Here is an 11,828-nt window from a genome sequence, read left to right as displayed (position 1 = left end):
GTGGGGCCCGCCCGCCCCCGGATACGCCGGAGGCCGGGCACCGTGGTGCCCGGCCTCCGGCCCGCGCGAGGTGCCCGGCCTCAGCCGGCCGGCTCTGCCGCGACGAGCTCCGCGATCTGGACGGCGTTGAGCGCCGCGCCCTTGCGGAGGTTGTCGTTGGAGACGAAGAGGGCGAGGCCGTTCTCGACGGTCTCGTCGACGCGGACGCGGCCCACGTAGGAGGCGTCCTTGCCCGCAGCCTGGAGCGGCGTGGGGATCTCGGAGAGCTCCACGCCGGGGGCGTCCTTCAGCAGCTCGTAGGCGCGCTCGACACTCAGCGGCCGCGCGAAGGAGACGTTGACCTGGAGGGAGTGGCCGGAGAAGACCGGGACCCGGACGCAGGTGCCGGAGACCTTCAGGCCGGGAATGCCCAGGATCTTGCGGGACTCGTTGCGGAGCTTCTGCTCCTCGTCGGTCTCGAAGCTGCCGTCGTCGACGATGCTGCCCGCGAGCGGCAGCACGTTGAAGGCGATGGGGCGCTTGTAGACGGCGGGCTCGGGGAACTGGACGGCCTCGCCGTCGTGGGCCAGCTTCTCGGCCTCGCCGATGACCTTGCTCGCCTGGCCGTGCAGCTCGGCCACACCGGCCACACCGGAGCCGGAGACGGCCTGGTAGGTGGTGGCGACCATGGTGGTCAGCTCCGCCTCGTCGTGCAGCGGGCGCAGCACGGGCATGGCGGCCATGGTGGTGCAGTTCGGGTTGGCGATGATGCCCTTGGGGCGGTCCGCGACCGCGTGCGGGTTGACCTCGGAGACGACGAGGGGGACCTGGGGGTCCATCCGCCACGCCGAGGAGTTGTCGATCACGACGGCGCCCTGGGAGGCGACCTTCTCGGCGAGCGCGCGGGAGGTGGCCCCGCCGGCGGAGAACAGCACGATGTCCAGGCCGCTGTAGTCGGCCGTGGCCGCGTCCTCGACGGTGATCTCCGTGCCCTGCCACGGGAGCGTGGATCCGGCGGACCGCGCGGAGGCGAACAGGCGCAGCTCGCTGACCGGAAATTTGCGCTCGGCGAGGATGCTGCGCATGACTCCGCCGACCTGTCCGGTGGCTCCGACGATTCCGATCCTCACGGGCACTCCCTCATCATGTACAGCACATCTGTCACTGCCAGGGACAGCTCACCTGGCCTAAACAGTTCCATCATGAGGTGCTACCCGCCCCAAAAGTCCAATCCATTGTCCGAGGGCCGGGACGGAGTGGGGGCCGGATCCCCGCGCGTGGGTCGGCGGGGTGCGGCGACGGGGCCTGCGGGGTGGGGGTCCGGGGCCGTATATTTACGGGCCCGGTGCCCCCGAGCGCGAGCTCACCCTCACCTTGGGCCCGCACATACACGTCAGCGCCCCGGACCCCCACCCCTCCGGCCCCGCCGCCTCCCGTTGTTCCGGGGCGGGCCTCCATACCGTGGGCCCGCCCCGCCGGCGGTGATCACCCGGAATTACGGGGCAACCGTGCCGCTCTTCCCCGTCACCGTCAGCGTGTACGGGTTCTCCAGCAGCGGTGACGTGCGCCGCGACTCCACCTCGATCTCCCAGACACCGGGCACCGGATTGGCGTAAGACCGCTGGTCAGGGCGGCAGGTGTTGGCCAGGTTCGGGTAGTTCGGGTAGCAGTTGACCGTCGAGGTCGGGTCCGCCGGCACGCCGTAGGGGCTGATGGCGATGAACCGCGTCTGGCTGCCCTCGGCCAGGCCGGAGAGGGCCACGTCCAGCGACTTGGTGCCCTGGGGCACGGTCACGAAGTACGAGGTCGAGGCGTTGCGGGTGGCCTTGGCGGACTTCTTCCAGCCCTCCGCGGCCAGCGGCTCGGCGGCGACGACGGTCGTGAGGATCTGCTGGTCGACGCCCTCGGTGCGGTCGTCGTCCACGGTGAGGACCGCGCTGTGGATGCCGGCCGTCTTCGCCTTGGCCCTGACCTTGACGGTCACCGGCCGGTTCAGCGGCAGCTTGACCTCGTCCTCGCCGACGATCTTGAAGGTGCCGTCGTTGTTCCGCAGCTTCAGCTCGTGCCACACGCCCTTGGCGGGCCCCGAGGTGCGGGTGACGCTCACGTCGTAGGTCCGCTCCTCGCCCGGCTTCAGGCCGCCCTCGCGGTCGTAGAGGCCGGTGCCGAAGCCCGGGGTCTTCAGCCGGGAGGACAGGGCCGTGGAGACGGGCGCCTTGACCGTGTACGTGTGGGCGGTCGCGCCCTCGCGCAGCAGCTCCCAGGCGTCCTCGATGTTCATCAGGCCGGCGCCCTGCTCGTGCGCCTGGAAGCCCTTGATCTGCTTCGCGGTGCTGGTCAGCGCCGTCCGCAGGTCGGCGGGGGTGAGCTTCATCCGCTTCTGCTTGGCGGCGGAGATCAGCAGCGCCGAGGCGCCCGCGGCCTGCGGGGCGGCCATCGAGGTGCCCTGGAGCATCCCGTAGCCCGGCGGGAGCGCGTAGCCGGCCTCGGCGACGGGCGCGCCCGGCTCCCAGGTGGGTGTGGTGTTCACCGATGCGCCGGGGGCGGTGATCGTCGGGGTGAAGCCGCCGTCCTCGCGCGGGCCGCGGGAGGAGAAGGGCAGCATCGCGTACTTCGTGGTGACCTCGGAGCCGTAGTTGGCGGCCCAGGTCTCCTTCGACACCGAGGCGCCGACGCTGATGACCTTGTCGGCCAGGCCGGGGTCGCCGATGGTGTTGGTGCCGGGGCCGCTGTTGCCCGCGGAGATCACCAGCTGCACACCGTAGGTGTCGATGAGGCGGGTGTAGAGCTCGGCGCGGGCGTTGTTGCCGTCGTTGAGGGCCGGCAGGCCGCCGATCGACATGTTGACGATGTCGACACCGCGGTTCACCACGAGATCGATCATGCCCTCGGTGAGCGCGACGTTGGTGCAGCCGCCGCTCCAGGTGCAGGCCCGGGAGGAGACCAGCTTCGCGCCGGGGGCGGCGCCGTTCATCTTTCCGCCGAAGAGGCTGTGGGCCGCGGTGATGCCCGCGACGTGGGTGCCGTGCTCGGACTCGATGACCCCGATGTTGACGAAGTCGGCCTTCTTGCCGACCCAGTCGCCGCCCTTGGGGTCCATCGGCACGTCCTTGCGGATCTGCACGACGAAGGGGATGCGCTCGGCGATGGGGGTGGCGGCGTCGTCCTTGCCGAAGTAGCCGATCTGGAAGCCGTCCTTGTACGGCTTCATCTCCTCGTCGTTGCCGAAGTCGCCGTTGTCGTCCAGGTCGACGCGGACGGTGCCCTTGGCCTTGTCGTACAGGACGGCCCAGGAGTCGGTGGTGTCGCCGTCCCGGTTGAGGTCGCCCTTCATGTCGCCGCCGGTGGTGGCGCTTTCCCGGAAGAGGCTGACGTCGTAGGTGCCCGCGGGAACGGTGTAGGTGCGGCCGTTGAAGGAGAAGCTTGGGCCGCCGACGGAGGTCGTCATCGGCAGCCAGGTGCCGTCCCGGTCGGTCAGCGGGTCCGTGGCGGTGACCCAGTCGACGATCTTGCGCTCGCCGGTGGTGGTCTTCTGCAGCGCCGGGTGGCCGAGGTCGATCCCGGAGTCGAGGATGCCGATGGTCACACCGCGGCCGTCGGCCTTGCGGTGGTCCTCGACGAAGTCGACGGCGCCCGTCTCGAAGGCCGGCTGGTAGGGGTTCTTCGCCGGGGTGCGGCGGTCGGGGGCCGGGTAGGCGCCGGCCTTGCCGCGCTTCGTCCCCTCGGCGGCGTCGGCCCGCGGGGTCGGGTCGGGGAGCTTGATCTCCTCCTTGAGGTCGATGCCGTGCACGGAGGGGAGCTTCTGCGCCTCCTCGATCGCGGCGTCGGCCTTCGCGGTGGGCACGGTCGCCCGGACGTAGCCGAGCTTGTCGTAGGTCTGCCCGACCGAGGCGCCCTTGATGGCGTCGAGCTGCCCGGCGACCTGACCGGTCTGCCCGGGCGCGGTGGCGATCATCATCGTGACGGTCTTGTCGCCGTCGGCCTTGGCGTCGGCGAGCAGCGCCGCGTCCTGCGAACCGAGCTTGGGCGGCGCGGAGTTGCCCGGCGCGGGGGCCGGTCCGTCGGCGAAGGCGGACGCGCCGCCCGCCGCGGTGAGCGCGGCCACCAGACCGGCCGCGATCGCTATTCGGGCCGCGCGTCTCGCGCCGCCGGAGGGCGCGTTCCGGGATTCGGGGGTCATGAACATCCCTAGCTGTAGTGACGTGGAGGTTGACGTGACGGGGCTGCTGTCCTGCGGGCGTCCGAAAATCGGAGCCGGATGACCGATCACTTTTATGGAAGTGGCGGGGGTTTGGGGAGAGTTGTCAGTGAGGGAACGTATGGATGGCGTAAACCCGCCACGCGCCACCCGGGAGGAAGCGTGCCTAACGCCGTGAAGCGGTCAGTGGCGTTCCCGCAGCTCAGAGGGTGTAGAGCAAACGGACTACACCCTTCTCGGCGGGCTGGCCCCACGACCGGCCGGTCCTTCCCCCCGAGGGTGAACGCTGAATGAGCGTCAGTCCGCCAGGGGACGAGTGCTGTATGTCCGTTCGCAATCGCCAAGATCGATGTGAGGTGATCGGCGGCGGCCGTTGCGGCCGCGTTCACGCCCAGGCCACCCCCGCTGCCAACCATCCTCAGTGACAGGACCCCAGTAGGCCCCAGCAGGCCACAACAGCGCTGACAGCACCGCACGACTGCCGCCAGTACGCCCTTCGCGTTCGCACTCGGGGAGACCGCATATGTATCGCAGATCCGACAGATCAGGTGCCGCCGGCCTCGACCGCCGTGCCTTCCTCGCCGCCGCCGGCGCCGTGACCGCCACCACCGGGATCGGCCTCGCCCTGGGCGCCGACGGCTCCGCGACCGCCGCCGGCCCCGCGGCCCCGGCGGGCCGGGCGGGACCGGCCGACCACGCGCGCGCCGCGGCCGCCGCGGCGGCCCCCACGGCCGAGGGCACCACCCTCCTCTCCGTCGCCGCCCCCCGGGGCAGCGGCGGCTACCGGCGCCTGGGCGACGGCCCCGGCTGGTCCCGCCTCCTGCGCACGGAGCTGGGCGAGGCCCGCCCCGGCCGCGAGGACCGGCGCACCACGCTGGCCTCCTTCGTGCAGTTCACCGACCTCCACCTCACCGACGTGCAGCACCCGCTGCGCTACGAGTTCTTCCGCGCCGGCGAGCCCGGCGCCTGGCGGCCGCACGAGGCGCTCACCCTGCCGGGCGTGGTCTCGCTGGTCGAGCGGGTCAACAAGCTCCGCCGCGGCCCGGCCACCGGCTCGCCGCTGGGCTTCGTCGTCACCACCGGCGACAACGGCGACGAAAACGCCCGCATCGAGGCGGAGTGGTACCTCACGGCCCTCAGCGGCGGCCGGATGGAGCCCAACACCGGCGACCCGCGCCACTACGAAGGCGTGCAGAACAGCGGCCTCAAGCTCTACTGGCACCCCGACACCGCCCTGCGGGACAACGACAAGCAGCTCGGCTACCCGCGCATCGACGGCTACCTGGCCGCGGCCACCCGCCGGGTCAGCAGCCCCGGCCTGAACATCCCCTGGTACTCCACCTTCGGCAACCACGACCTGCTCTCCGGCGGCTGCTACCCGGCCACGGGCACCTTCCTGCAGGACGTCTCCGTCGGCGACAAGAAGCTCCAGCTCATCTCCGCGGCCGAGGCCAAATGGCTCATGGAGGGCGAGGCCAAGGGCGTCGACCCCAAGGGCGAGCGCATCCGGGACCTGCTGCGCGCCCACAAGAAGGACATGCGCACCGTCACCCCCGACCCGCGCCGCGTGCCCCTGACGGCCCGCCAGTACATCTCGCTCCACCTCGACCAGCGCTACAAGGGCCGCGGCCCCGCCGGGCACGGCTACACCCGCGACAACCTCGACTCGGGCAACCTCTACTACTCCTTCAAGATCTCCGACCGGGTCGTCGGCATCAGCCTCGACACCACCGACCCCGGCGGCCACTACCAGGGCTCGATCGGCACGGGCCAACTGCGCTGGCTGGAGCGGACCCTGAAGCGCTACGAGGGCCAGTACGTGCTCGTCTTCAGCCACCACCCCAGCTGGAGCATGGACAACCTCACCCCCGACCCCGCGCGCCCCGGCGAGGACCGGCACGACGGCAACGAGCTGATCGCCCTCTTCCAGCGCCACGCCAACGTGCTGGCCTGGATCAACGGCCACAGCCACCGCAACCGCATCCGGCCGCGGGGCACCTTCTGGGAGATCGCCACCGCCTCGCACGTGGACTACCCCCAGCTGGCCCGCGTCATCGAGGTCACGGACAACCGCGACGGGACGGTCTCCCTCTTCACGACCCTCATCGAGTCCGCCGCGCCCTACCGCACCGACTTCCGCGACCTCTCCCAGACCGGCCTGGCCTCCCTCTACCGCGAGCTGGCCTTCAACGCCCCCGGCTCGGACACCTCCCTGAGCGGCGCGCCCGCGGACCGCAACACCGAGCTGGTGCTCCGCTCCGCCCGCTGAGGCCCCCGCCCCGGCTCTCACCGGGGCAGCACCACGAGATACGCGGCGGGGTCGCGGTCGTCCGACGCCATCAGGGCGGTGCGGACCACCGCGGCCTGCTGCTCGGGCGTCTCCCGCAGCTTCTTCGGCGTGACGTGCACGACGGTCACCCCGATCCGCTCCAGGTGCTCCCGCTTGTGGAACTGCTCCGACCACAACGCGTCCGTCTCCTGCCGGGCGGGCCGCGAGTCGATCTCCAGCGCCACGCTGTGCTCGGGCCAGTAGGCGTCCACCTTGCCCAGGTGGCGCCCGCCGGGCAGCCGCAGGTCCACGTTCCACAGCGGGACAGGCAGCCCGTACTCGCGCACCAGGTCGTAGAGCCGGCCCTCCGACACGGCCCGGCCCTCGGCGAGCAGGGTGTCGACGGCGTCCACCACGTACGGCCGGCTCAGCAGCCGAGCCCGCGTCAGCTCCCTTACCAACGCCGCCGCTTCGCAGTGGCCGCCGCGCACCGCCTCGGTCAGCAGGCGGCGCACCGTGGCGGCGTCCGTCAGGTGCGCGACGGCATCGGCGACCGCCCGGGGGACCGGAGCCACCGGCACGCCCGTCAGGGACCGCGGCCGTGGCGGCGCGGACGCCCGCACCAGCCGGACGAACCCGGTCGCCCGCAGCCGCCGGGTGCGCGGCACGAGGACGTCGATGCGGTCCAGGGAGAGCAGCGGGGGCACGGAGGTGAAGCGGTACAGGGCCAGCGCCGCGGCCCCGGTGATCATGGCATCGCCGTACGGGTCCGCCGCCGCCTCCCGGGCGGCCGCCGTCGTCGCGCCCGGCCCGGGCCGGGCGGGCGGGCCCTGGGTGCGCGGCACGGTGTAGAGCAGCGCGGCGTGCAGGCGCTCCTCGCTGGTGGCCGGCCCGGTCCGGAGCAGGAAGACGCCGGGGAGGAGCTGCTGCCACGGACCGCCGGGCCGGCAGCGCTCCGCCGCGGCCGCCCCCGGCACGCCGTGGTCCCGTAGCTGACGCGAGGTCAGGACCCGGTGACGCACGTCGGAGAGGTGGTGCAGGGGGCGCGGCGAGAGTGGGGTGTCGGGGTTCATGCCCCGGCCATTCCCACCCCCCGCGCCCCTCCTAACCGCTGTTACAGGCCCGTCGGCAAATCCGGACAACGTCGGCTTAAAGTACGGGCGTTCGACTGCCGAAAAGGGTCAGGGGCTCCGGGTCAGCCGGCCGCGGCGTCGCAGCGCTGGGCCCGCAGCGCCCGGTCCAGGTCGTCCCGGGCCTCCAGGACCAGTCGGCGCAGCGCCGGGGCGGCGTCCGCGTGCTCCGCCAGCCAGGCGTCGGCCATCCCCAGCGTCCGCCGGTCGTCCTGGAGCATCGGGAACAGGCCGCGCACCACGGCCATGCCGATCTCGATGGACCGCTCCCGCCAGACCCGCTCGATCACCTCGAAGTACCGCCGCGCGAAGGGCGCCAGCAGCTCCCGCTGCCCCGGCTGGTCGAAGCCCGCGATGGTGGCCTCGGCGAGGGCGTTGGAGAGGTCGTCGGACTCGACGACCGCCTCCCACGCCTCGGCCTTGACGTCGGCGGACGGCCGGGAGGCCAGGCAGCGCACCTGGTGCCGCTTGCCGGAGGCGGTGTTGTCCCGGCTCAGCTCGGCCGCCACGGCCGCCTCGTCGGCCGCGCCGCGCGCGGCGAGCGTCCCCAGGAACGTCCAGCGCAGCTCCTGGTCGACCTCCAGCCCGTCGATCTTCCCGGTGCCGGCGAGCAGCCCGCGCAGCAGCTGGAGGTCGGCCTCCGAGCTCGCCAGCTGGGCGAAGAACCTCATCCACGCCAGCTGGTGGCCGCTGCCGGGCTCGGCCAGCCGCAGCTCCCGCAGGGCGGCGGCGGCGAGGGACCGGCCGGCCGGTCCCCGGCCGTCGGCCGCCGTGTAGTGCACCAGGGCGCTGCGTGCCCACGTCTGGAGCATCTGGAGCACGCCGACCTCGGTCTCGGCGCCGGCGAAGCGCTCCACCAGGTCCAGGAAGTCGCGGGCGGGCATCAGCGCGTCGCGGGTGAGGTTCCACAGGGCGGACCAGCACAGGGCTCGTGCCAGGGGGTCGGTGAGGTCGCCCAGGTGCTTGCGCAGGGTGGCCAGCGAGCCCTCGTCGAAGCGGATCTTGCAGTACGTGAGGTCGTCGTCGTTGACGAGGATCAGATCCGGCTTCTCGGCTCCGGCGAGCTCCGGCACGGCCGTGCGCGGCCCGGCGACGTCCACCTCCGCACGGGCGTACCGCACGAGCGTGCCGTCCGCGTCGACCCGGCGGTACAGGCCCACGGCCACCCGGTGCGGGCGCAGCTCGGGGTGGGAGGGGGCCGCCTCCTGGAGGACCGCGAGCTCCGTGATCCGCTCGGCCGCGTCGTACGTCGCCTGCGGGGTCAGGGAGTTGACGCCGGCCGTCTGCAGCCAGGACCGCGACCAGGCCGCCATGTCCCGGCCGGAGGTCTCCTCCAGCACCGACAGCAGGTCCGCCAGGCGGGTGTTGCCGTAGGCGTGCCGCTTGAAGTAGCGCCGGGCGCCCTCCAGGAACGCGTCCCGGCCCGCGTAGGCGACGAGCTGCTTGAGCACCGAGGCGCCCTTGGCGTACGTGATGCCGTCGAAGTTGAGCTTGGCGTCCTCCAGGTCCCGGATGTCGGCCGTGACCGGGTGGGTGGAGGGCAGCTGATCGGCACGGTAGGCCCAGGACTTGCGCTGGTTGGCGAAGGTGATCCAGGCGTTCTCGTAGCGGGTGGCCTCGACCTGCGAGAAGGAGCCCATGAAGTCGGCGAACGACTCCTTGAGCCACAGGTCGTCCCACCACTCCATCGTCACCAGGTCGCCGAACCACATGTGCGCCATCTCGTGCAGGATGACGTTGGCCCGGCGCTCGTACGCCGACTGCGTCACCCGGCCGCGGAAGACGAACTCCTCCCGGAAGGTCACGCAGCCCGGGTTCTCCATCGCCCCCAGGTTGTACTCCGGCACGAACGCCTGGTCGTACTTGCCGAAGGGGTAGGGGTAGTCGAAGTGGTCGTGGAAGAAGTCCAGGCCCTGCTTGGTGACGGTGAAGATCTCGTCGGCGTCGAAGTGCCGGGCCAGGCCCTTGCGGCACAGCGCGCCCAGCGGGATCTCCAGCACCGTCCCGTCGTCGAACGTCCGGCTGTAGTGGTCGCGCACCACGTGGTACGGGCCCGCGACGACGGCCGTGATGTAGGTGGAGATCGGCCGGGTGGGCGCGAAGCGCCGGGTCTCCCCGCCGCCCTCCGCCGGGGCCGGCTCGCCCTCCTGCTCGCCATTGCTCAGCACCGTCCACCCCTCCGGCGCGGTCACCGCGAAGGTGAAGGGCGCCTTGAGGTCGGGCTGCTCGAAGTCGGCGAAGACGCGGCGGGCGTCGGCCGGCTCGTACTGCGTGTAGAGGTAGACCTCGCCGTCCTCCGGGTCCACGAAGCGGTGCAGGCCCTCGCCGGTCCGGCTGAAGGCGCACTGGGCGTCCACGGTCAGGACGTTCTCGGCGGCGAGCCCTTCGAGCGCGATCCGCGAGCCGTCGAAGACGGCCGCCGGGTCCAGGCTCACACCGTTGAGGGTCACCGACGTGACCGACGGTGCCACCAGGTCCGCGAAGCTCGACGCGCCCGGCTCGGCGCAGCGGAACCTGACCGTGGTCACCGAGCGGAACGTCCGGGGCGACGGGCCCGCCCCCACGGCCGAGCGCAGGTCGAGCGCCACGTCGTAGGCGTCCACCGCCAGCAGCCGGGCCCGCTCGCGGGCCTCCTCACGGGTCAGGTTCTCACCGGGCACGACGGGGCTCCCTGGGTTCGTCTCGACTTCCGGCCGACACCAGGAATCATGGCACGGGGTGTGGTTGTTGAAGCGCTCACTGACCAGCTTGTATGAGGAGACTCCTGTGACCGCTCCTGAGAAGACCGTCGCCGACTTCTGGTTCGACCCGGCCTGCCCCTGGGCCTGGATGACCTCCCGCTGGATGCTGGAGGTCGAGAAGGTGCGGCCGGTCGAGGTCCGCTGGCACGTGATGAGCCTGGGCGTCCTCAACGAGGACAAGCTCGACGAGATACCGGAGGAGTACCGCGCCGCGCTCCGCAAGGGCGGCAGCGCGTGGGGCGCGGTGCGGGTCTGCATCGCCGCCGCCCGCAAGCACGGCCCGGACGTCCTCGGCCCGCTCTACACCGCCCTCGGCACCCGCATCCACGTCCAGGGCCTGCCGGCCGAGCACGAGACGCTCGTCGCGGCCCTGGAGGAGGCCGGCCTCCCGGCCGAGCTGGCCGACGCCGCCCACTCCGACGCCTTCGACGCCGAGCTGCGCGCCTCCCACCAGGAGGGCATCGAGAAGGTCGGCCAGGACGTCGGCACCCCGGTCATCGCCGTGCCGGGCGCCGACGGCGAGCAGATCGCCTTCTTCGGCCCGGTCGTCACCCCGGCCCCCAAGGGCGAGGCCGCGGCCCGGCTGTGGGACGGCACGCTCCTGGTGGCGTCGACCCCCGGCTTCTACGAGATCAAGCGCACCCGGACGCAGGGCCCGGTCTTCGACTGACGGAACCCCCTGCGGGGCGTGCGGTCCGGCGGGCGGCCGCTCAGCCGCCCGCCCCGACGGGCGTGCCCGGGCGAGGTCCCTTAATGTCCCGGTATGGGTCAGACCGAGCTCTCCCGGCCGCTCGGCCGCACAGGCGGCCGGGACGACACGGCGCCGGGCAGCCGCACCCCCTTCGCGGAGCTGCCCGTCCGCCCGTACGACCTGCTGCTGCGCGCGGTCTGCCGCGCCCTGCCCCCGCTGTGGTCCGCGCTCGGGCTCCGGCACGCCGCGGGCACCCTGCGGCACTACCTGCGCGGCACCGGCGGGCCCTACCGGGTGGACGCCGCGGAGCTGCTCGCCCTTCCGGTGGTACGGGCCGCCGCGGAGGAACAGCTGGACCGCTGGCGCGCCGAGGCCCTGGAGCGCTGGTCCGCCGGGCCCCGCACCCCCTCGGCCTACCCCGCGGACAGCGGCTGGCGGGGCGTGCTGATCACCCGGCGCGGGAGCGCGGACTGGTGGCTCGCCCTGCGCGCACTGGAATTCCGGCTGACGGGCACCCTGCGCGTCGACGCGCACGGCGGCACGGCGGCCGACTATCGCTTTGCCGTGCACAAGAACTGGGACTTCAACCGGGGCCATTCCGAATGCGGGATTCCGTTCGCCGCGTTCGCCCGCCTTCACGAGACGGGACTCGCCCGGGAATTCACGGTGACCGGCGAGGCATTCGGGCACGCGTGAGCGGGGCGGCGCACGCGCGCCGGCCCGGGTCTGATGAGATGGGACGGTGACAGGGGAAGGCCCCCGCGCGAATCGACCGCGCGGGGGCCTTCCGTCGCCTGCCGCGTGAAGGGTGAGAAGACGA

Annotated in this window: 6 protein-coding genes and 1 pseudogene; 3 read left to right on the top strand and 4 right to left on the bottom strand. The window is 72.5% G+C overall.

The genetic code is table 11. From position 1 onward, the window contains the following. Positions 1-80: 80 nt before the first annotated feature. Both ABZ951_RS06220 and ABZ951_RS06215 read right to left on the bottom strand, forming a co-directional pair. Positions 81-1,109, bottom strand: coding sequence for an aspartate-semialdehyde dehydrogenase (locus tag ABZ951_RS06220; protein ID WP_344095312.1), 1,029 nt, complete (start codon positions 1,107-1,109; stop codon positions 81-83). A 407-nt stretch (positions 1,110-1,516) separates the two neighbouring features. Beyond that, positions 1,517-4,159 (bottom strand): annotated as a pseudogene (locus ABZ951_RS06215) (S8 family serine peptidase); the annotation flags it as partial. A gap of 541 nt (positions 4,160-4,700) precedes the next feature. On the opposite strand from ABZ951_RS06215, the gene ABZ951_RS06210 reads away from it, so the two are divergent. Further along, a complete protein-coding gene (locus ABZ951_RS06210; RefSeq protein WP_361279174.1) occupies positions 4,701-6,446 on the top strand; it encodes a TIGR03767 family metallophosphoesterase in 1,746 nt (581 codons plus the stop codon). 17 nt (positions 6,447-6,463) lie between these two features. Here ABZ951_RS06210 and ABZ951_RS06205 read toward each other — a convergent pair whose 3' ends face one another. After that, the gene (locus ABZ951_RS06205; protein ID WP_344092905.1) at positions 6,464-7,519 is read right to left on the bottom strand and encodes a hypothetical protein; all 1,056 of its coding nucleotides are present in this window, start codon (positions 7,517-7,519) and stop codon (positions 6,464-6,466) included. Between the two features lie 122 nt (positions 7,520-7,641). Further along, positions 7,642-10,236 carry an aminopeptidase N gene (pepN, locus tag ABZ951_RS06200; protein WP_344092908.1) on the bottom strand — a complete coding sequence of 865 codons (2,595 nt, stop codon included), beginning with the start codon at positions 10,234-10,236 and terminating at the stop codon, positions 7,642-7,644. 106 nt (positions 10,237-10,342) lie between these two features. Between pepN and ABZ951_RS06195 the strand changes: the two genes are divergently transcribed. Together ABZ951_RS06195 and ABZ951_RS06190 are read left to right on the top strand one after the other, a co-directional pair. Then, complete coding sequence (locus tag ABZ951_RS06195; RefSeq protein ID WP_344092910.1) at positions 10,343-10,987, top strand: DsbA family protein; 645 nt, start codon at positions 10,343-10,345, stop codon at positions 10,985-10,987. A 93-nt stretch (positions 10,988-11,080) separates the two neighbouring features. Then, positions 11,081-11,704 (top strand): hypothetical protein, encoded by a 624-nt coding sequence (locus tag ABZ951_RS06190; RefSeq protein WP_344092912.1) that lies wholly within the window; start codon positions 11,081-11,083, stop codon positions 11,702-11,704. Positions 11,705-11,828: the final 124 nt, after the last annotated feature.

The sequence above is a fragment of the Streptomyces sp. NPDC046215 genome, assembly GCF_040646215.1.
In the GTDB taxonomy this organism is placed as follows: Bacteria; Actinomycetota; Actinomycetes; order Streptomycetales; family Streptomycetaceae; genus Streptomyces; species Streptomyces stramineus.
The sequence above is the reverse complement of the archived record's forward strand: the minus strand, read 5'-3'. Positions and strand labels throughout refer to the sequence as shown.

Bases quoted from the DNA above. Each gene is read 5' to 3' on its own strand.
- ABZ951_RS06210 (WP_361279174.1), top strand. From the start codon at position 4,701: ATGTATCGCAGATCCGACAGATCAGGTGCCGCCGGCCTCGACCGCCGT.
- ABZ951_RS06205 (WP_344092905.1), bottom strand. From the start codon at position 7,519: ATGAACCCCGACACCCCACTCTCGCCGCGCCCCCTGCACCACCTCTCC.
- ABZ951_RS06190 (WP_344092912.1), top strand. From the start codon at position 11,081: ATGGGTCAGACCGAGCTCTCCCGGCCGCTCGGCCGCACAGGCGGCCGG.